This is a genomic window from Agrococcus jejuensis, assembly GCF_900099705.1.
Classification (GTDB): Bacteria; Actinomycetota; Actinomycetes; order Actinomycetales; family Microbacteriaceae; genus Agrococcus; species Agrococcus jejuensis.
Window position 1 is genome coordinate 2,319,965 of sequence record NZ_LT629695.1, and the last position, 18,923, is coordinate 2,338,887.

An 18,923-nucleotide genomic window follows, 5' to 3' on the forward strand; every position below is an offset into this window, starting at 1 on the left:
TCGACGCGACCATGCGCATGGCTGGGCAGGAGCGGCGGTCGCGTGGTCTCGTGACGCGTGCTCGCCCAAGGGCTCGCGCGCTCCTCGACCAGCTGGTGGGAGCGCGGCCGACCCGAGCGGGGTGTACGGGTGCCGCCGGTACGCTCGATGCGTGGCGAAGACGAGCGCAGCACCCGGCGGACGCAAGCAGGACGAGCGCGCTCGCGCGCGCTCGGGCAACCCCGCCAGGCGCGGCACGACGGTGCGCGCCGCGAAGCGCCCGCCGACCTTCGGCGACTGGGTCGCCGCGACGCGGCCCCGCACGCTGTCGATGGCGATCGCGCCCGTCGCCGTCGGCGTCGGCGCCGCGTTCGCCGCCCAGGGATACCACCTCGCGATCGCGCTGCTCGCGCTCGCCGTCGCGGTCTTCCTGCAGATGGGCGTCAACGTCGCCAACGACTACTCCGACGGCATCCGCGGCACCGACGCCGACCGCAAGGGTCCGCGCCGCATCACGTCGTCGACCGCCGTCGACCCCAAGCGGGTGCGTACCGTCGCGATCGTGCTGCTCGGCCTCGGCGCCGCATCCGGCGTCGCGCTCGCGGTCGTGTCGCAGCAGTGGTGGCTGCTGCTCGTCGGCGCCGTGTGCGTCGCGCTCGCCTGGCTCTACACGGGCGGCCCGCGCCCCTACGGCTACTACGGGCTCGGCGAGCTCGTCGCCTTCCTCGTCTTCGGCATGATCGCCGTCAACGGCACCGTCTTCGCGACGCTCGGCCGCTGGACCGAGGACTCCCTCGTGCTCGGCGCCGCCATGGGCTGCTTCGCCGCGGCCCTCATGCTCGTGAACAACCTGCGCGACGTCGACTCCGACCGCGCCGCAGGCAAGCGCACGGTGCCGACGCTCATCGGCCGCATCGCGTCGAAGGTGCTGTACGGCATCCTCATGCTCGTGCCGTTCGGCATCCTCGCGATCTACTCGCTCGCGCTCGCGTACGGCCCGTTCGTGCTGCTCGTGCTCGTGGTGGCCGTGCCGGCCGTCGTCATCGTCGCGATGGCCCGCACGACGCGCGACTACGTGACGGCGCTGGGCCTCACGTCGCTCACGACGTTGCTCTACGGCCTCGGCACGGCGGTCGCGCTGTGGGGCGGCATCACGGGCTTCGCGTTCTGACCCCGCGTCGGCCGCGCGTCAGCGGTCGGTGCGGTCGTCGCGCTCGGCGGCGGATGCATCCTCGTCGGTGACGAGGTCGGGATCGGTCGTCGTCGTCGCGACGGTGCCATCCTCGGCGTCGTCCTCGGCGTCGGCGCCCGCGTCGATCGACTCGTCGTCGGTCTCGGTCGCGCGCACGGCGTCGACCGCCTCGTCCTCGACGTCCTCGTCGTCGCGGTGGCCGCGCTCGCCGCGCATCCGCGCGATCTCGGCGCTCACCGCGGCCTTCTGCCTGCGCAGGAACACGGCGCTCGCTGCGAACGCGAACAGCAGCGAGATGACGAGGGCGACGTACCACTCGACCTGCGCTGCGACGAGGATCGCGAACGGCGCGATGAACAGCGCAGCGCGCAGCAGGACGTAGGAGACGATGGCACGCACGCATCCAGCGTACGCGCGCGGCGGAACCGGCAGCATCCGCATAGCCGCGGCGCGTACAGTGTGCGGCATGGCGCGCTACCTCATCATCGGCGGCATCCTGGCCGTCGCGATGGCGGTGTACGCGATCGTCGACCTCACGATCACCGACGACCGTCGCATCCGCAGGCTCAATCGTGTGCTGTGGGCCGTGCTCATCGTGCTCGTGCCCGTCGTCGGCCCGCTGGGCTGGCTGTTCTGGGGCAAGGCGCCCCGCTCGGCCGCGCCGCCCGAGGGGCCGGAGGACTCGACGGAGTTCCGCACGCAGTTGGGCACGTGGGTGAGCGCCGACGAGTCGGATCGCCGCATCGCCGAGCTCGAGCAGCAGCTCGCCGCGCTCGACGACGAGGCGCAGGCCGATCAGGCTCGCCGCGACGAGCCCGCCGCCGAGGAGCCGACGGAGTCCGCCGACGACGAGACGGCCGAGACCGCCGACCACACGCTGCCCGCGGACGACCGCGACGACGACTCGCGCCGTGGCTGACGCGGCGGCCGCCGCCTACGCCGACCGCCTGCTCGCCGCCCTCGCCGACGCGGGCGTGCACGACGTCGTCGTGTGCCCGGGCTCGCGCTCGCAGGCGCTCGCCCTCGCTGCTGCGCGCCTCGCGCGCGAGGAGCGGCTGACGCTGCACGTGCGCATCGACGAGCGCTCGGCCGGGTTCCTCGCCGTGGGCCTCGCCCGCGAGACGCACGCGCCCGTCGCGGTCGTCGTGACGAGCGGCACGGCCGTCGCCGAGCTGCACCCCGCGATGCTCGAGGCGCACCACGCCGACGTGCCGCTCATCGCGATCACGGCCGACCGACCGCCGGAGCTGCTCGGCATCCGCTCGAACCAGACGACGACGCAGCCCGGCATCTACGCCCATGCGGCGCGTGCGGTCGTCGAGGCGCTCGCCGCCGCGGATGCGACGCCCGAGGCGGATGCGGTGCGCGCGGTGCGGGAGGCGCTCGGCGCCGACGGCACCCGCGAGCCCGGCCCGGTGCAGCTGAACGTGGCGTTCCGCGACCCGCTCTCGGGCGGAGCGGTGCACGCGCACGCAGCCGTCGAGCCCGTCGTCGTCGCACCGCGGCCGACGTTCCCGGTGTCGCCCGAGCCCGGCACCGTCGTCGTCGCGGGGGCCGACGCCGGCCCCGCCGCCTCCGAGCTCGCGATCGCGCTCGGCGCCCCGCTCATCGCCGAGCCGTCGTCGAACGCCCGCTTCGGCCCGAACCTCGTCGTGCCCGACGTCGCCGCGACCGAGCTCGCCGACGAGGTGCGCCGCGTCGTGGTGGTCGGGCACCCGACGCTCACGCGCATCGTCACCAGGCTCGTCCGCCGCGACGACGTCGAGGTGCTCGTCGCCGGACGCCGCGGCCTCGAGAACGTGCGCGGCACCGTCGTCGAGGGCGACCTCGTGGCCGAGGGCGCGCCGGGCGACTGGGCGCGAGCGTGGGTCGGCCGCTGGGTGCACACGTCGCGCCGCATCCTCGACGCCGGCGCCGAGGGCATCCCGGGCGCCGACCTGTCGCGCGAGCGCTACGCGCGCGCCGTGCTCGAGGATGCGCGCCGCCCCGTCACGCGCGCGATGCTCGCGAAGGCCGTGTGGGAGCACACGTGGCCGCACGATCGGCTCGTGCTCGGCGCATCCCGCCTCATCCGCGTGCTCGACGGCACCGTGGGCGGCAAGCCCCTCACGGTGCACGCCAACCGCGGCCTCGCAGGCATCGACGGCACGGTCTCGACGGCGATCGGCGTCGCGCTCGCCCACGACCGCGCCGGCGGTCGCGGCGTCACGCGGGCGCTCATGGGCGACCTCACGCTGCTGCACGACGTCGGCGGCCTGCACGTGCCTGCCGACGAGCCGCGGCCGCGGCTGCAGCTCGTCGTCGGCAACGACGGTGGCGGCACGATCTTCGACGACCTCGAGGTCGCCGCGACCGCCGAGCCCGCCGACTTCGCCCGCGTGCAGCGCACGCCGCAGCACGTCGACCTCGCAGCCCTCGCCGCCGCCTACGGCTGGCAGCACGTGCTGGTCGAGGACCGCGCGAGCCTCGAACGGGCGCTCACGGGAGCCGCGACGTGCATCGTCGAGGTGCGGCTCGCAGCCGACTGATCGCTCGGGGCGCGTCACTATGCTCTGGCCATGAGCGACATCCCCGCAGCAGTCCGGCACGCCCGCCGAGGCGTGCGCCTCGCCGAGATCGACCCGCGCTCGACGCCCGGCTTCACGGGCGACAAGGCCGCGGGGGAGGCGCTGCTCGCCGAGCGCGCCGAGCACCTCGCCGAGCTGCAGGAGCGGCTGCACGCATCGGCGTCGGCAGGCGACGGCCGCAGCGTGCTCCTGCTGCTGCAGGGCATGGACACCGCGGGCAAGGGCGGGCTGGTGCGGCACGTCGTCGGCGCCGTCGACCCGCAGGGCGTGCGCATCACGTCGTTCAAGCGGCCGACGCCCGCCGAGCGTCGCCACGACTTCCTGTGGCGCATCGAGCGCGCGCTGCCGCAGCCCGGCCAGATCGGCGTCTTCGACCGCTCGCACTACGAGGACGTGCTCATCCATCGCGTGCGCGGGCTGTCGAAGCCCGAGGTCATCGAGCAGCGCTACGGCCGCATCGTCGACTTCGAGCGGCAGCTGGCCGACCAGGGCGTGCACCTCGTGAAGGTCATGCCGCACATCTCGTACGGCGAGCAGGGCGCCAGGCTGCTCGAGCGCCTCGACCGGCCCGACAAGCACTGGAAGTACAACCCGGGCGACGTCGACGAGCGCACGATGTGGGCCGAGTACCAGCAGGCGTACACGATCGCGATCGACCGCACGGCGCGCGTCGCGGCGCCGTGGCACGTCGTGCCGGCGGATCGCAAGTGGTTCGCGCGCCTCGCCGTGCAGGAGCTGCTCATCGAGGCGCTCGAGGCCATCGACCCGCAGTGGCCCGTCGCCGACTACGACGTCGATGCCGAGCGTGAGCGGCTCGTGGCGCTCGGCGGCATCCCCGAGGAGGCGCTCGCGGCGTCGCCCGCGCTCGCTGCGCCGGTGGTCGCGAAGGGCGCGAAGCGCGCGAAGGCGAAGGATGCGAAGTCGAAGTCGAAGGCGGCGCCGAAGTCGAAGTCGACGGCGAAGTCCACGTCGAAGACCGAGTCGAAGGCCAAGGCAGCCCCGAAGTCCAAGGCGAAGCCGAAGGGCAAGGGCAAGCGCTGATGCTCGACCTGCGCCCCGGCTGCGAGTGCTGCGACGTCGACCTGCCGCCCGCATCCCTCGCCTTCATCTGCACGTTCGAGTGCACATGGTGCGCGTCGTGCGCCGAGCGCATGGCGCACGTCTGCCCGAACTGCGGCGGCGACCTCGCGCGGCGGCCCATCCGCCCCGAGCGCCTGCTGGCCGCGAACCCGCCGTCGACGACGCGCGTCGTCGCACCCGGCTGCGCCGAGCGGCTCGCGCTCGCGGGAGGCGCAGGGTGACCAGGAGCATCTGGCTCACGACGTGGCAGCTCGGCGACGACGGCGTGAACGTGGCGGTCGGCGACCACGTCGACTGGCTCGCCTTCCTGCCGACCCCGTGGGAGGGGCAGCGGCTGTTCGCCGGTCGTCGCACGATCGACCTCGCGGTCGACGCGCACCGGGCAGCGGGCATCTTCCGCGATGCGTACGGCGTCGTGGTCAGCGGCGACGGAGCCCTGTGGTCTGCGCGCGGGGTCGTCGCCGGCGTCGAGGCGGTGACGGTGGCGTACCGCCCGGGCGCCATGGGCGACGAGCCCGTCGAGGGCTCGGCCACGACCGAGCCGATCGAAGCCACCGACGATCGGTCGTGGGGCATGTGCCGCGCGCACGACGCCGCGGGCTTCGTCGTGACGCTGCGCGACGAGCACGTGCAGCCCATCGTGCCGACGCTCGAGCGATCGGTGTGGAACGCGGAACCGATCCCGGAGATCGAGATGGACACGTCGGACGACGGGGCGAGCACCTTCGCCGACGCGAGCGGCTGGCCAGAGACGCTCATCGACCCCGAGCCCTGGGTGCCGCTGCACGACGAGGTCCCGGAGCTCGCCGAGGGCGAGACGGTCGTGCTCGTCGCGTCGTACGACGAGCCCGACGCCGCCTCCTTCTGCCGCCACCCGTCGCACCGCGCCTGACCGGCGAGCGCACCGGGCGCATGCGTCAGTCGGCGGTCGTGTGCCCTGCAGCCGAGAGCACGCCGAGTGCGCGCTCGCGATCGTCGGCGGCGACGAGCACGAGGTCGGCCGTCGCGGTGCCGACGACGAAGACGGCGAGGCCCGCCGCCGAGAGCGGCGCCGCGATCGACGCCGTCATGCCCGGGGCGTCGAGCCCGTGCGCCGTGCCGCCGGTCCACAGCGCCACCCAGCGCTCCACGTCGGCGTCGACGGCCGCGCGGATGCTCGTCGTGCCGTCGGGCGCCCGCACGATCGCGACGACCCCCTCGGCGTCGACGTGCGCCGCGGGGTCGGCGTCGTGCTCGACGACGAGCTCGCCCGGCAGCACCTCGACGACCTGGGGCACGATCGCGAGCGTGATGGATGCGGCTGCGGCGTCGGGCATCCGACGACCCTAGCCGCGCGCCGCCCCATCTCGTTGCGCATTGCAGGCGATCGAGGGGGTCGGAGGGGCATCTTCCCTCCGCCACCCCTGATCGCCTGCGAAACGCAACCGACCCATCCCGCATTGGTTGCGTATTGCAGGCGATTCCGGGTCTTGGGGGGAATGTTCCCTTGAGAGGCGGAATCGCCTGCAGAACGCAACGAGCGAGCGGCTACTCCAGCACCGGGCGCGGGGGAGCGGGTCGCCGAAGGCGTCGACGATGGGGCGCAGCTTGATCGCCGTCTCGGCGAGCTCGTCGGCAGGCACGGAGTCGGCGACGATGCCCGCGCCCGCGAACGCGCGGATCGAGCCGTCGGGCGCGACCTGCGCGCCGCGCAGCGCGATCGCCCACTCTCCGCCGCCCGACGCATCCAGCCAGCCGACCGGCCCGGCGTAGCGGCCGCGGTCGATGCCCTCGAGCTCGGCGATGCGCGCGAGCGCGACGTCGCGCGGCGTGCCCGCCACGGCGGCGGTCGGATGCAGCGCGGCCAGCGCGTCGAGCACCGAGCCCTCGAGCGTGCCCGTGATGTCGGTCGCGAGATGCCACAGGTTCGGCAGCCGCAGCGGGTACGGGCCGCTCGTCGCGAGGTCGCGCGAGATCGGGCGCAGCGCCTCGAGCGCCGACTCGGCCGCGAGGCGGTGCTCGCCGACGTCCTTCGGATGCACCGCGAGCGCCTCGGCGGCCTCGCCATCGAGCTCGGGCGTCGCGCCGCGCGCGGCCGTGCCTGCGAGCACGCGCGTGAACGTGCGGCCGTCGCGGGCGGCGACGAGCATCTCGGGGCTCGCGCCCAGCAGGCCGTCGACCGCGTACGTGATGGCATCGGGGTAGCGGCGGCGCAAGCCGAGCAGCGCCGAGCGCAGGTCGGCGCCCGCGGGCAGCGCACCCACGAGGTCGCGAGCGAGCACGACCTTCTCGAGCTCGCCCGCGCGGATGGCCGCGACGGCCGAGCCGACGATCGTCGCGTACCGCTCGGGGTCGATGGCGCCGGGGGCGAGGGCGACGCGCACGTCGTCGACCTCGCGCTTCGGCTGCGGCTCGGGCAGCGGCTCGTCGTCGACGGCGATGCGCGTCGTCCACGCGTCGTCGCCGCGGCGGCCCAGCACGATGCGCGGCACGATGAGCACCGACTCGGCGGCCGAGTCGTCGGCGAACGCGAACGTGCCGAACGCCACGAGTCCCGTGCCGTGCGCGTCGACCTCGTCGGTCACCTCGGCGGCTGCGACGAGCGCATCCCACGCCGCGGCGGCATCCGCGATCCTGTCGGGTCCGGACACCGTGATGCGCAGCGCCTCGCCGACACCGACGAGCCCGTCGCCCGAGCGCACGAACGCGAGCGGCGCGCTCGCGTCGGCGTGGGCGATGAGTCGACCGTGGGCGGCGCGCGTCGTCACGACGCGCAATCGTCGCTGGGCCTGCACGACGACCAGCCTACGCTCGCAGCGCACGCTGGCGGATCGGCCCCGACGAGGGGATGCGCGCCACCGTAGGATGGATGCCGTGGGGGCAGCGGACCTGGGCAAGGACCCGAGCGAGGTCGCGGCGATGTTCGACGCGACCGCCAAGCGATACGACCTCATGAACGGGCTCTTCACGCTCGGCAACGACCGGCTCTGGCGACTGCAGATGAACCGCGCCGTCGCGCCGCAGCCCGGCGAGCGCATCCTCGACGTCGCCGCAGGAACGGGCACGTCGTCGGCGCCGATGGCGAAGGCGGGCGCGCTCGTGACGGCGCTCGACTTCAGCGCCGGGATGATCGAGGAGGGGCGCCGCCGCTACCCCGAGATCGAGTTCGTGCAGGGCGACGCGCAGGAGCTGCCGTTCGACGCCGACACGTTCGACGCCGTCACCATCTCGTTCGGCTTCCGCAACGTGCAGAACCCCAGGGCGGCGCTGTCGGAGTTCTTCCGCGTGCTGAAGCCCGGCGGTCGCCTGCTCGTGTGCGAGGCGTCGAAGCCGCCGCTCGGCGTCGCCCGCGCCGGCCACAAGGCGTTCATGCGCACCGTGCCGGTCATCGGCCGCCTCGCGTCGTCGAACCCCGAGTCGTATCGGTACCTCGTCGACTCGATCGAGGCCTGGCCCGACCAGGAGACCCTCTCGCGGTGGATCCGCGGCGCCGGCTTCACGCGCGTCGCCCACCGCAACCTCACGATGGGCGCGGTCGCACTGCACCGCGGCCGCAAGCCCACGGAGCAGACGATGCGCATGGCCATCATCGAGCGACCCGCCGCCGACGAGGCGACGGCGTGAGCGGCCTCGCCGCCTCGCTCGGGATCACGCTCGACGAGGCCGCCGGTCCCGAGCGCGAGCTCGTCGACGCCCTCGAGCACGGTCTGCAGCTCGTCGAGCAGGCGCTCGACCGCGACGTCGCGCTGACCGACCCCATCGCGCACTCGATGACGCGGTACCTGAAGGATGCGGGCGGCAAGCGCACGCGTCCCATGCTCGTCATGCTCGCCGCCCAGCTCGGCGACGGCGTGACCGACGACGTCGTGGCCGCCGCGGAGGTCGTGGAGATCACGCACCTCGCGAGCCTGTACCACGACGACGTCATGGACCGGGCGACGCTGCGCCGCGGCGTGCCCGCCGCGCAGGAGGTCTGGGGCAACTCCGTCGCGATCCTCGCCGGCGACCTGCTCTTCGCCCGCGCCGGCGCCGTCGGCGCCCGCCTCGGGCCGGAGTTCGCGGCCATCCACGCGAACACGTTCGAGCGCATGTGCCTCGGCCAGCTGCACGAGACCCTCGGCCCGCAGGGCGCGGACCCGGTCGAGCACTACATCCAGGTGCTCGCCGACAAGACGGGCTCGCTCATCGCCTCGGCCGCCGAGCTCGGCGCGCTCATGGGCAACGCCGACCCCGCGTGCCGCCAGCCGCTGCGCGACTTCGGCGAGCGCATCGGCGTCGCCTTCCAGCTCGTCGACGACGTGCTCGACCTGTCGTCGTCGCCCGAGACCGGCAAGGTCGCCGGCACCGACCTGCGCACGGGCGTCATGACGCTGCCGCTGCTGCGCCTGCGCGCCGCCGCGGCATCCGACGCCGACGCCGCGGCGCTGCTCGCCGACATCGACCGCAAGGGCGACGACTTCCCCGACGCCGTCGCGAGGCTGCGCGAGCACCCGGCGACGCTCGACACGCTCGCCGAGGCCGAGCGCTGGCGCGACGGCGCGCACGAGGCGCTCACGGCACTGCCCGCCGGCCCCGTGCGCGACGCGCTCGACGCGTTCGCCGCATCCCTCGTCACCCGCACCCGCTAGCCGCGCGCCGCGCGCGCTCGAGAGGACCCTCCATGCCCACCACGCTCCGCGTCGCCGTCGTCGGCGCCGGTCCCGCAGGCATCTACGCCGCCGACATCCTCAAGAAGGCCGTCGCAGAGACGGGCGGCGAGGTGTCGATCGACCTCTTCGAGCACCTGCCCGCGCCGTACGGCCTCGTGCGCTACGGCGTCGCGCCCGACCACCCGCGCATCAAGGGCATCATCTCGGCGCTGCGCGAGGTGCTCGAGTCGGGCGTCGTGCGCTTCTTCGGCAACGTGCGCTTCGGCGTCGACATCCAGCTCGAGGATCTGCAGCGCCACTACAACGCGGTGATCTTCGCGACGGGTGCCGTGAAGGACGCGCCGCTCGTGATCCCCGGCGTCGACCTGCCCGGTTCGTACGGCGCCGCCGACTTCGTGTCGTGGTTCGACGGCCACCCCGACGTGCCGCGCACGTGGCCGCTCGAGGCCGAGGGCATCGCCGTGCTCGGCGTCGGCAACGTCGCGCTCGACGTGGCGCGCATGCTCGCGAAGCACCCCGAGGACCTGCTGCCCACCGAGGTGCCCGCGAACGTCGTCGAGGGCCTCGAGGCGTCGCCCGTCACCGACGTGCACGTCTTCGGTCGTCGCGGCCCGCTCGACGTGAAGTTCACGCCGCTCGAGCTGCGCGAGCTCGGCGAGCTGCGCGACGTCGACATGATCCTCTCCGACGAGGACTTCGGCGTCGACCCCGACGAGGAGGCCCGCAAGGCCAACAAGCAGATCCTCGTGATCTCGCGCGTGCTCGACCAGTGGCGGGCGCGCGAGACGGGCTCCGCATCCCGTCGTCTGCACCTGCACTTCTGGTCGCGGCCCGTCGAGGTCGTCGGCGAGGATGGCGTGACGGCGCTGCGCATCGAGCGCACGCGTCCGGACGGTCAGGGCGGCATCGAGGGCACGGGCGAGCTGCGCGACGTGCCCGTGCAGGCCGTCTACCGGGCCATCGGCTACTTCTCGTCGCCGCTGCCGGGCGTGCCGTTCGACGAGCTGCGCGGCGTCATCCCGAACGAGGCCGGCCGCGTCGTCGACGGCATCCGCCCCATGCCGGGCGTGTACGCCACCGGCTGGATCAAGCGCGGGCCCGTGGGCCTCATCGGCCACACGAAGTCCGACGCCAAGGAGACGATCGAGCAGCTGCTCGCCGACGAGCTGTCGTGGTGGACGCCCGAGGACGCGAGCGCCGAGGCCATCCCGGCGCTGCTCGCCGAGCGCGGCGTCGACTGGACCGACATCGCCGGCTGGATCCGCCTCGACGAGCACGAGATGGGCCTCGGCGAGCCGCACGGCCGCGCGCGCATCAAGGTCGTGCCGCGCGACGAGATGATCGCGATCTCGCGGGCGACGGAGCGCGCCGAGCGCTAGTCGCTCGCGGCGGCTGCGTCGCCGGCGGTCGTGTCGGCGCGCAGCGATCGCGCCATGCGCTGCAGCGCGCCCAGCACCTGGCGCTGCTCGCCGGCCGTCAGCTCGCCGAGCATGCGCCGCTCGACGTCGCGCACCGCGATGGTCGCCACCGCGAGGCTCGCGCGCCCGCGGTCGGTGAGCCGGGCGGGGAGCGCCTTGCCGACCGCGTCCTCGGCGGGGCGCTCGACGGCGCCGTCGCGTTCGAGCGTCTGCAGCAGCACGTGCATCGACTGGCGGGTCACGAACGCGCCGCGTGCGAGCTCGGAGCCCGACATGCCTGGGCGCTGCGCGAGCAGCTCGAGGCACGAGTAGTGGGTGATCGTCATGCCCAGCGGGCGCAGCGCATCCTCCATCGCGGCGCGGAGCGCGCTCGACGCCTCCTTGAGCGCGTAGCCGAGCGACGTGTCGAGGTGGATGCCGTCGGCGGGTCGCTGCATGTCAGCAGTCTGACATAGGCTGGAGCATGTCAACCAACTGACATGAAAGAGAGCACCATGCCCGTCACCGGCCCCGACTTCGTCTCGCTGCAGGTCCGCGACCTCGCCGGATCCCAGGCCTTCTACGAGCGCTACCTCGGCCTCGAGCGCTCGCCAGCCGGCCCGCCCCACGCGGTCGTGTTCACGACGACGCCCATCGCCTTCGCGCTGCGCGACCTCGTCGAGGGCACCGATCTCGACGCCTCGCAGCCCGGCCTCGGCGTCGCGCTGTGGCTGCACGCCACCGACGTGCAGCAGATCCACGACGCGCTCGTCGCCGACGGCCATGCCATCGCCGTCGCCCCGTTCGACGGTCCGTTCGGCCGCACGTGCACGCTCGTCGACCCCGACGGCTACCTCGTGACGCTGCACGACCGCGCCTGAGCGTCGGAGGGCGTCAGAGGCCGAGCGCCTCGGCGCCCTCGGCGCTCGAGTCGCGCAGGAACGTGCGGCAGCGCTCGGCCTCGGTCGCGTCGCCGAGCGCCTCGGATGCGGTCGCGAGGGCCGCGAGCGAGCGCAGGAACCCCTGGTTCGGCTCGTGCGACCACGGCACGGGGCCCTGGCCGCGCCACCCGTTGCGTCGGAGCGCGTCGAGCGAGCGGTGGTAGGCCGTGCGTGCGAACGCGTAGCCCTCGATCGTCTCGCCCGAGGCGAGCGCCTCCTCGGCGAGCATCGCCCACGCGAGCACCGAGTCGGGATGCGCGGCCGCGACGTCGCGCTCGTGCGCGCCAGCCGCGAGCGCGTGGGCACCGGAGTCGGCGGGGAGGAGCGTCTCGGGCGGGCCGTCGAGCAGGTTCTGCATGCCTCGACCCTACGGGCGCGCTGGCGTCGGCAGCGCCGCGAACGCATCGGCGAGCGCCTGGCGCACGCGCACGACGGCGGCGGCGCCGCGCGACGAGACGCGCGTCGCCGCGAACACCTCGCGCACGGGCGAGCCCGGCAGGTCGAGCAGCCGCATGCCCTCGGTGCCGCCGACGAGCGCGAGGTCGGGCAGCAGCGCGACGGCGTGTCCCGCGGCGACGAGACGCGCGTGCGCGACGAGGTCGGTGGCGTCGAAGCGCACGTCGGGCTCGAAGCCCGCGGCGCGGCACTGCTGCACCGACCACGCGCGCACGGCGGCGCCCTCGGGCTCGAGCGCCCACGCCCGATCGGCGAGGTCGGCGATCGACGTGGCCGGGTCGTCGGCGGGCACGGCGATGCGGATGGGGTCGTGGCCCAGCAGCGTGCGCTCGATGCCCTCGCGCAGCGGCCGCGCGTGGCCGGGGTACTGCTCGGCGACGACGAGGTCGAAGCCGCGGGCGGCGAGCTCGTCGAGCGCGACCTCGGGCGGCAGCTCGGCCATCGTGACGCGCACGGGGTGCGCGTCGGCGGCGAGCAGCGTGAGCGCGGGCGGCACGAGGTGCTCGGCGGCCGTGGGCATGACGGCGAGGCGCACGACGGGCGTCGCGGTGGCGGAGGCGAGGGCGACGCGCGCCTCCTCGTCGAGCGCGAGCGCCCGCGCGGCGTGCGCAGCGAGCGCGTGGCCGGCGTCGGTGAGGCGCAGGCGGCGGCCGTCGGCCTCCGTGAGCGCGACGCCCGCCTCGCGCTCGAGCAGCGCGAGCTGCTGCGACACCGTCGAGGGGCTGTAGGACAACGCCGCAGCGACGGCGGCGATCGTGCCGCGCTGCGAAAGCTCCAGCAGCAGGCGCAGGCGTCGGAGCTCGAGCACGCCGTCTCCCATCGTTCGATGCCGTCGAATGGTCATCATCGTAGACGTGCGCTGTTCACGAACGGTTCGGCGGCGCAGGATCGCATCGAGGGCAGCGTGCGCCGCCCGGAGAGCGAGGGGACGCCATGACGAGCATCCAGCCCACCCCGACCCGCAGCGCCGAGGTCGCCGACCTCGCCGACGAGGCCGTCGCGCTCGTGCGCCGCTGGCTCGACGAGAGCCGTGCCGAGCCCGTCGACGCTGCGGCGCAGCGCCTCGCGGGCGTGCTCGGCGACGAGCACGGCCTCGCGTTCACCGTCGGCTTCGTCGACGGCGTCGTGCGCCCCGAGGACCCGGCGGTCGCCGCCCGCGCCCTGCGCGAGCTCGTGCCGCTCACGCCGCGGTTCCTCGCTCCGCCGCTGCGCTGGGCCATCGCGCTCGGCGGCGCCGTCGCGCCGCTCGCGCCCCGCCCCGTCGTCGCGATCGCGCGCCGCGTGCTGCGCTCGATGGTGCGCCACCTCGTCGTCGACGCGACCGACGCGCGCCTCGGCCGCACCATCCGCACGCTGCGCGAGACCGACGGCGTGCGCCTCAACGTCAACCTGCTCGGCGAGGCGATCCTCGGCGACGAGGAGGCCGCCCGCCGCCTCGAGGGCACGCGCGCCCTGCTCGCGCGCGACGACGTCGACTACGTGTCGATCAAGGTGTCGTCGACCGTCGCGCCGCACTCGCCGTGGGCGTTCGACGAGGCGGTCGACGACGCCGTGCAGGCATTGCTGCCGCTGTACCGTCTCGCCGCGACCGCGGGCGCGACGAAGTTCATCAACCTCGACATGGAGGAGTACAAGGACCTCGACCTCACGCTCGCGGTCTTCATGCGCATCCTCGACGAGCCCGAGCTGCGCGGCCTCGAGGCGGGCGTCGTCATCCAGGCGTACCTGCCCGACGCGCTCGGCGCCATGCAGCGCCTGCGCGCGTGGGCGACGGCGCGCGTCGACGCGGGCGGCGCCCCCATCAAGGTGCGCGTCGTGAAGGGCGCGAACCTGCCGATGGAGCGCGTCGACGCCGAGGTGCACGGCTGGCCGCTCGCGACGTGGGGCTCGAAGGTCGAGACCGATGCGTCGTACAAGGCCGTGCTCGACGACGCGCTGCACCCCGACCACGTGCGCGCCGTGCGCATCGGCGTCGCGGGCCACAACCTCTTCGACGTCGCGCTCGCGTGGCTGCTCGCCGAGCGCCGCGGCGCCGCCGCGGGCATGGACGTGGAGATGCTGCTCGGCATGGCGACGGCGCAGGCCGCCGTCGTGCGCCGCACCGTCGGGTCGCTGCTGCTCTACACGCCCGTCGTGCACCCCGCCGAGTTCGACGTCGCGATCGCGTACCTCGTGCGCAGGCTCGAGGAGGGCGCGTCGCACGAGAACTTCATGTCGGCGGTCTTCGACCTCGGCGACGACCCCGTGCTCTTCGCGCGCGAGCGCGAGCGCTTCCTCGCCGCCATCGCGGCGATGCCCGTCGACGTGCCCGCGCCCGCGCGCATCCAGGACCGCACGGCCGAGCCCGTGCCGAGCCTGCGCGGCGCGTTCGACAACGCGCCCGACAGCGACCCGAGCCTCGCGGCGAACCGCGCGTGGGGCGACGCGATCCGCGCCCGCATGGCCGACTCGCGCCTCGGCGTCGCCACCGCCGAGACGCACCTCGTGCACGACGCCGCGGGCGTCGATGCGCTCGTCGCCGAGACCGTCGCGGCGGGTGCCGGATGGCGTGCGCTGGGCGCCGAGGCGCGCGCCGAGATCCTGCACCGCGCGGGCGAGGTGCTCGAGCGTCGCCGGGCCGAGCTGCTCGAGGTCATGGGTGCCGAGTGCGGCAAGGTGCTCGAGCAGGGCGACCCAGAGGTGTCGGAGGCGATCGACTTCGCCCACTGGTACGCCGAGCAGGGCCTCGCCATGCAGCGCATCGACGGCGCGACGCCCGTGCCCGTGGGGCTCACGGTCGTGACGCCGCCGTGGAACTTCCCCGTCGCCATCCCCGCGGGCTCGACGCTCGCAGCGCTGGCGGCCGGCTCGCCTGTCGTCATCAAGCCCGCCCGGCAGGCGCGCCGCTCGGGCGCCGTCATGGTCGAGGCGCTGTGGGAGGCGGGCGTGCCGCGCGACGTGCTGCGCTACGTGCAGCTCGCCGACCCGCCGCTCGGCTCGCACCTCGTCGGCCACGCGGCCGTCGAGCGCGTCATCCTCACGGGCGGCTACGAGACGGCCGAGCGGTTCCGCGCGCTGCGCCCCGACCTGCCGCTGCTCGCCGAGACGAGCGGCAAGAACGCCATCGTCGTCACGCCGTCGGCCGATCTCGACCTCGCGGCGCGCGACGTCGCCGCCTCCGCCTTCGGCCACGCGGGCCAGAAGTGCTCGGCCGCGTCGCTCGTGATCCTCGTGGGCTCGGTCGCCACCTCCGAGCGCTTCCGTCGCCAGCTCGTGGATGCCGTGCGCTCGATGCCCGTCGGCCTGCCGTGGGACGGCACGAGCAAGGTCGGACCGCTCATCGGCCCGGCCGACGGCAAGCTGCTGCACGCGCTCACGACGCTCGAGCCCGGCGAGCGCTGGGTGCTCGAGCCCGAGCGCCTCGACGAGGCCGGCTCGCTGTGGCGGCCGGGCATCAAGGAGGGCGTGCGCGCCGGCTCGCCCTTCCATCTGACCGAGTACTTCGGCCCCGTGCTCGGCATCATGACGGCGGCGACGCTCGACGACGCCATCGCCATGGTCGACGCGATCGAGTACGGCCTCACGTCGGGCATCCACGCGCTCGACGACGACGAGGTGCAGCGCTGGCTCGCGGGCGTGCAGGCCGGCAACCTCTACGTCAACCGCGGCACGACGGGCGCGATCGTGCGTCGCCAGCCGTTCGGCGGCTGGAAGCGCGCCGCGGTCGGCGCCGGCACGAAGGCGGGCGGTCCGAGCTACCTCGTGGGGCTGAGCGGATGGGCGGATGCGACCCCCGCGCCGGCCGCGCAGGCGCCGGACGCGCTCGCCGAGGCGGCGGTCGCCGCCCTGCCCGACGCGACGGCCGCCGACGAGGCGTGGCTGCGCGCCGCCCTCGCGACCGATGCCGTCGCGTGGAGCGACGAGCTGGGCGCCGTGCACGACGCGACGGGGCTCGAGACGGAGCAGAACGCCCTGCGGCACCAGGCGGTGCCGGTCACGGTGCGTGCCGCGGACGCGTCGGTCGTCGAGGTCGTGCGCGTGGCCGCGGCGGGCGTGCGCGCCGGTGGGGCGCTGACCGTGAGCGTGCGCGACGCGCTGCCGGCCGGCGTCGTCGCCTGGCTCGAGGCTGCGGGTGCGGCGGTCGTCGTCGACGACGCCGCCGCGTGGGCGACCCGCGCCGCGCGCCTCGTCGAGACCGGCGGCCGCGTGCGCCTCGTCGGCGCGACGGCAGCCGCGACCGCCGAGGCCGTCGGCGGCTCGCCCGCCGTCGCCCTCTACGTCGGTCCCGTGCTGTCGGCGGGGCGTGTCGAGCTGCTGACGTTCCTGCGCGAGCAGGCGGTGTCGATCTCGGCGCACCGCTTCGGCACCCCGCGCCGCCACGACATCCCCACCCTGGCTCCGCTGGGACGGCGGTGACGCGCGCGCCTCGCCCCCGCGGCTACTGCAGCGCGGAGGTGAGGCGCGCCACGTTGTCGAAGATCTGCCCGATGCGCGGCCGGTCGAGCCATGCCTCGAGCGTGAGCTCGCTCGACGAGCGCCGGTACCGCTCCGCGATCTCCTGCAGCCGATCCGCCATCTCGGTCCCCTCGAGCAGCATCGAGATCTCGAAGTTCAGGCCGAACGAGCGCATGTCGATGTTCGACGAGCCGAAGATCGAGTGCTCGCCGTCGAACACCATGAACTTCGAGTGCAGCACGACGGGCTCGCGGTACAGCCAGATGCGCACGCCGGCCCGCAGCAGCGTCTCGTAGTACGAGCGCTGCGCGTGGAACGTCCAGAACTGGTCGCCGATCGCGCTCGCGAACAGGTCCACGCGCACGCCGCGCATCGCCGCCGACGTGATGGCGTACGACATGGCGTCGTCGGGCACGAAGTACGGGCTCACGATGGTGATGCGGTCGACGGCCGTGTGGATGCACTCGAGGAAGAGGCGCAGGTTGTTCTCGCCCTCGAAGCCCGGCCCGCTCGGCACGACCGACGCCTCCACCTCGCCCGGCCTCGCCGGATCGCCGACGCCCTGGTCGACGAGCTCGTTCGTCTCCGCCCACCAGTCGGAGAGGAACAGCACGTCGATCTCGCGCACGACGGGACCGCGCACCTCGAGCCACGTGTCCTTCCACTCGAGGCCGCGCTTCACGTTCTTCGCCCACAGGTACGACGGGTCGATGAGGTTGAGCGAGCCCGTGAAGCCCACGTCGCCGTCGACGACCATGAGCTTGCGGTGGTTGCGCAGGTCGGGGCGCTGCCACTGGCCGCGCAGGGGTCGCAGCGGCAGCATGTCCTGCCACTGCGCGCCCATCGCATCCAGGCGGTCGAACGTCTCCTTGCGGCGCGGGTACCGCACGCTCGTGACGTGGTCGACGAGCACCTTCACCTCGACGCCGCGACCGCGGGCGCGCTCGAGGGCCGCGAAGAACGGCTCGGTCGCCTCGCTCGAGACGATGAGGTAGAACTCGGCGTGCACGTAGCGCTGCGCGCCGTCGATCGCCGTCGCCATCGCGGCGACCTGCTCGGCGAAGTCGTCGTGGACGATGCAGGCGTTGCCGCCGAGGTGGGGGAGCGACGTCTGCGCGCGCAGCATCTGCAGCACGCCGGGCAGCCACTCGGCCGATCGCTGCGGATCCTCCTCGTCGGGGATGTCGCGCGTCACCTCGCCGATGACGTCCTGCAGCGCGAGCATCTTGCGACGCCGACCACGCGGGAGGCGGTTGTGGCCGAGCGTGCCGAAGATGAGCCAGCCCGCGATGGGCTGCACCATGATGAGCAGCAGCCACGCCATCGCCGCCGGCGGGCGCCGGTTGTACGGCACCACCATCACGGCCGCGATGCGCAGCAGGATGTCGATCACGAGGAACGCGATCGCGAAGCCCTGCCCGAGCCCCGTGTCGGGCAGGAGGTCGAGCATCAGCGGAAGTTGACGAACTGCAGCGCGATGTCGACGTCGGCGGCCTTGAGCAGGCGGATGGTGCCCTGCAGGTCGTCGCGCGACTTCGACGACACGCGCAGCTCGTCGCCCTGGATCTGCGACTTCACCGTCTTCGGCGCCTGCTCGCGGATGATCTTCTGCACCTTCTTCGCATCCTCGGTGCCGATGCCGTTCTTCAGCCCGATCTCGATGCGGTGCTCCTTGCCGGAGGGGTACGCGTCGCCCACGTCGAGCTGCTTCAGCTCGATGCCGCGCTTCACGAACTTCGACTGCACGACGTCGAGCACCGCCTCGACGCGCTCCTTCGTGGAGGCCTTGAGCAGGATGCGCTCGCCCTGCCACGCGACGTCGGCGCCGACGCCCTTGAAGTCGTAGCGCTGCTCGACCTCCTTGCGCGCCTGGTTGACCGCGTTCTCGGCCTCCATGGGATCGACCTTGCTGACCACGTCGAACGAGGAATCTGCCATGCCATCGAGTATGGCGGATGCGGGTGCCGCGACCCCGGGTCGCGGGGCATCGGGCGCATGTGGTCATCGGCGCCGCTGCGTGTTGCTATCCTGATCTCTGCCCTTCGTGGGCATCGGCGAGTTACCCAAGCGGCCAAAGGGATCTGACTGTAAATCAGACTGCTCAGCATTCGGGGGTTCGAATCCCTCACTCGCCACAGCCAAGGCCCCGCTCATGCGGGGCCTTCGTCGTTCTCGTGACCACTCCTTCGTCCATCCAGCTGGTCGAGGAGCGCAGGCGCGCAGCGCCTCCGCGGCACGAGACCACGCGA

At 73.8% G+C, this 18,923-nt stretch carries 18 protein-coding genes, 1 tRNA gene and 1 pseudogene; 12 read left to right on the plus strand and 8 right to left on the minus strand.

The genetic code is table 11. From position 1 onward, the window contains the following. The first annotated feature begins 151 nt into the window (after window positions 1-151). The gene (locus BLQ67_RS10955; RefSeq protein WP_231945028.1) at window positions 152-1,150 is read left to right on the plus strand and encodes a 1,4-dihydroxy-2-naphthoate polyprenyltransferase; all 999 of its coding nucleotides are present in this window, start codon (window positions 152-154) and stop codon (window positions 1,148-1,150) included. 18 nt (window positions 1,151-1,168) lie between these two features. Here the strand turns inward: BLQ67_RS10955 and BLQ67_RS10960 are convergent, their stop codons facing one another. After that, window positions 1,169-1,570 carry a DUF4229 domain-containing protein gene (locus BLQ67_RS10960; RefSeq protein WP_157674810.1) on the minus strand — a complete coding sequence of 134 codons (402 nt, stop codon included), beginning with the start codon at window positions 1,568-1,570 and terminating at the stop codon, window positions 1,169-1,171. Window positions 1,571-1,637: 67 nt separating this feature from the next. On the opposite strand from BLQ67_RS10960, the gene BLQ67_RS10965 reads away from it, so the two are divergent. From BLQ67_RS10965 to BLQ67_RS10985, 5 genes and pseudogenes are all read left to right on the plus strand, one after another. After that, window positions 1,638-2,090, plus strand: coding sequence for a PLD nuclease N-terminal domain-containing protein (locus BLQ67_RS10965; RefSeq protein WP_157674811.1), 453 nt, complete (start codon window positions 1,638-1,640; stop codon window positions 2,088-2,090). Further along, window positions 2,083-3,699 carry a 2-succinyl-5-enolpyruvyl-6-hydroxy-3-cyclohexene-1-carboxylic-acid synthase gene (menD, locus tag BLQ67_RS10970; RefSeq protein ID WP_092505028.1) on the plus strand — a complete coding sequence of 539 codons (1,617 nt, stop codon included), beginning with the start codon at window positions 2,083-2,085 and terminating at the stop codon, window positions 3,697-3,699. Before BLQ67_RS10965 ends, menD begins: the two co-directional genes overlap by 8 nt. Before the next feature lie 30 nt (window positions 3,700-3,729). Next, window positions 3,730-4,560, plus strand: a pseudogene (locus BLQ67_RS10975) (PPK2 family polyphosphate kinase); the annotation flags it as partial. Between the two features lie 218 nt (window positions 4,561-4,778). Then, a complete protein-coding gene (locus BLQ67_RS10980) occupies window positions 4,779-5,039 on the plus strand; it encodes a DUF1272 domain-containing protein (RefSeq protein WP_092505030.1) in 261 nt (86 codons plus the stop codon). Continuing rightward, entirely contained in the window at window positions 5,036-5,710 is a 675-nt protein-coding gene (locus tag BLQ67_RS10985; protein WP_092505031.1) for a DUF6578 domain-containing protein, read from the plus strand. Before BLQ67_RS10980 ends, BLQ67_RS10985 begins: the two co-directional genes overlap by 4 nt. Before the next feature lie 25 nt (window positions 5,711-5,735). Here the strand turns inward: BLQ67_RS10985 and BLQ67_RS10990 are convergent, their stop codons facing one another. Both BLQ67_RS10990 and BLQ67_RS10995 read right to left on the minus strand, forming a co-directional pair. Next, window positions 5,736-6,134 carry an ACT domain-containing protein gene (locus BLQ67_RS10990; RefSeq protein WP_092505033.1) on the minus strand — a complete coding sequence of 133 codons (399 nt, stop codon included), beginning with the start codon at window positions 6,132-6,134 and terminating at the stop codon, window positions 5,736-5,738. A 9-nt stretch (window positions 6,135-6,143) separates the two neighbouring features. After that, window positions 6,144-7,565, minus strand: coding sequence for an isochorismate synthase (locus tag BLQ67_RS10995; RefSeq protein ID WP_331711970.1), 1,422 nt, complete (start codon window positions 7,563-7,565; stop codon window positions 6,144-6,146). A 106-nt stretch (window positions 7,566-7,671) separates the two neighbouring features. Here BLQ67_RS10995 and BLQ67_RS11000 point away from each other — a divergent pair, with 106 nt between their 5' ends. From BLQ67_RS11000 to BLQ67_RS11010, 3 genes are read left to right on the plus strand one after another with little or no spacing between them, the layout of a single operon-like run. Next, window positions 7,672-8,421 (plus strand): class I SAM-dependent methyltransferase, encoded by a 750-nt coding sequence (locus BLQ67_RS11000; protein ID WP_172802305.1) that lies wholly within the window; start codon window positions 7,672-7,674, stop codon window positions 8,419-8,421. Further along, the gene (locus BLQ67_RS11005; RefSeq protein WP_172802306.1) at window positions 8,418-9,425 is read left to right on the plus strand and encodes a polyprenyl synthetase family protein; all 1,008 of its coding nucleotides are present in this window, start codon (window positions 8,418-8,420) and stop codon (window positions 9,423-9,425) included. The genes BLQ67_RS11000 and BLQ67_RS11005 overlap by 4 nt, the downstream gene beginning before the upstream one ends. Window positions 9,426-9,457: 32 nt before the next feature. Further along, on the plus strand, window positions 9,458-10,825 hold the full coding sequence (locus BLQ67_RS11010) for an FAD-dependent oxidoreductase (RefSeq protein ID WP_092505039.1): 1,368 nt from the start codon (window positions 9,458-9,460) through the stop codon (window positions 10,823-10,825). On the opposite strand, the gene BLQ67_RS11015 is transcribed toward BLQ67_RS11010, so the two are convergent. Beyond that, a complete protein-coding gene (locus tag BLQ67_RS11015; protein WP_092505041.1) occupies window positions 10,822-11,301 on the minus strand; it encodes a MarR family winged helix-turn-helix transcriptional regulator in 480 nt (159 codons plus the stop codon). The two genes, BLQ67_RS11010 and BLQ67_RS11015, sit on opposite strands and share 4 nt — an antisense overlap. A gap of 57 nt (window positions 11,302-11,358) precedes the next feature. Between BLQ67_RS11015 and BLQ67_RS11020 the strand changes: the two genes are divergently transcribed. After that, complete coding sequence (locus tag BLQ67_RS11020) at window positions 11,359-11,724, plus strand: VOC family protein (protein WP_092505043.1); 366 nt, start codon at window positions 11,359-11,361, stop codon at window positions 11,722-11,724. Between the two features lie 13 nt (window positions 11,725-11,737). Here the strand turns inward: BLQ67_RS11020 and BLQ67_RS11025 are convergent, their stop codons facing one another. Then, window positions 11,738-12,142 carry a DUF3151 domain-containing protein gene (locus tag BLQ67_RS11025; protein ID WP_092505045.1) on the minus strand — a complete coding sequence of 135 codons (405 nt, stop codon included), beginning with the start codon at window positions 12,140-12,142 and terminating at the stop codon, window positions 11,738-11,740. 9 nt (window positions 12,143-12,151) lie between these two features. Continuing rightward, the gene (locus BLQ67_RS11030) at window positions 12,152-13,048 is read right to left on the minus strand and encodes a LysR family transcriptional regulator (RefSeq protein ID WP_092506902.1); all 897 of its coding nucleotides are present in this window, start codon (window positions 13,046-13,048) and stop codon (window positions 12,152-12,154) included. Window positions 13,049-13,173: 125 nt separating this feature from the next. On the opposite strand from BLQ67_RS11030, the gene BLQ67_RS11035 reads away from it, so the two are divergent. Continuing rightward, window positions 13,174-16,635, plus strand: coding sequence for a bifunctional proline dehydrogenase/L-glutamate gamma-semialdehyde dehydrogenase (locus BLQ67_RS11035; protein ID WP_092505047.1), 3,462 nt, complete (start codon window positions 13,174-13,176; stop codon window positions 16,633-16,635). 22 nt (window positions 16,636-16,657) lie between these two features. Here the strand turns inward: BLQ67_RS11035 and BLQ67_RS11040 are convergent, their stop codons facing one another. Next, window positions 16,658-18,124: a phospholipase D-like domain-containing protein gene (locus BLQ67_RS11040; protein WP_092505049.1), complete on the minus strand. Its 1,467-nt coding sequence runs from the start codon at window positions 18,122-18,124 to the stop codon at window positions 16,658-16,660. After that, a complete protein-coding gene (locus tag BLQ67_RS11045; RefSeq protein ID WP_092505051.1) occupies window positions 18,124-18,612 on the minus strand; it encodes a YajQ family cyclic di-GMP-binding protein in 489 nt (162 codons plus the stop codon). Before BLQ67_RS11045 ends, BLQ67_RS11040 begins: the two co-directional genes overlap by 1 nt. A 115-nt stretch (window positions 18,613-18,727) precedes the next feature. Here BLQ67_RS11045 and BLQ67_RS11050 point away from each other — a divergent pair. Then, window positions 18,728-18,809 (plus strand) — tRNA-Tyr (locus BLQ67_RS11050). Window positions 18,810-18,923: the final 114 nt, after the last annotated feature.

Bases quoted from the DNA above. Each gene is read 5' to 3' on its own strand.
- BLQ67_RS10990 (WP_092505033.1), bottom strand. From the start codon at position 6,134: ATGCCCGACGCCGCAGCCGCATCCATCACGCTCGCGATCGTGCCCCAG.
- BLQ67_RS11020 (WP_092505043.1), top strand. From the start codon at position 11,359: ATGCCCGTCACCGGCCCCGACTTCGTCTCGCTGCAGGTCCGCGACCTC.
- BLQ67_RS11040 (WP_092505049.1), bottom strand. From the start codon at position 18,124: ATGCTCGACCTCCTGCCCGACACGGGGCTCGGGCAGGGCTTCGCGATC.
- BLQ67_RS11045 (WP_092505051.1), bottom strand. From the start codon at position 18,612: ATGGCAGATTCCTCGTTCGACGTGGTCAGCAAGGTCGATCCCATGGAG.
- BLQ67_RS10965 (WP_157674811.1), top strand. From the start codon at position 1,638: ATGGCGCGCTACCTCATCATCGGCGGCATCCTGGCCGTCGCGATGGCG.
- BLQ67_RS10980 (WP_092505030.1), top strand. From the start codon at position 4,779: ATGCTCGACCTGCGCCCCGGCTGCGAGTGCTGCGACGTCGACCTGCCG.
- BLQ67_RS11035 (WP_092505047.1), top strand. From the start codon at position 13,174: ATGACGAGCATCCAGCCCACCCCGACCCGCAGCGCCGAGGTCGCCGAC.
- BLQ67_RS11015 (WP_092505041.1), bottom strand. From the start codon at position 11,301: ATGCAGCGACCCGCCGACGGCATCCACCTCGACACGTCGCTCGGCTAC.
- BLQ67_RS11025 (WP_092505045.1), bottom strand. From the start codon at position 12,142: ATGCAGAACCTGCTCGACGGCCCGCCCGAGACGCTCCTCCCCGCCGAC.
- BLQ67_RS11010 (WP_092505039.1), top strand. From the start codon at position 9,458: ATGCCCACCACGCTCCGCGTCGCCGTCGTCGGCGCCGGTCCCGCAGGC.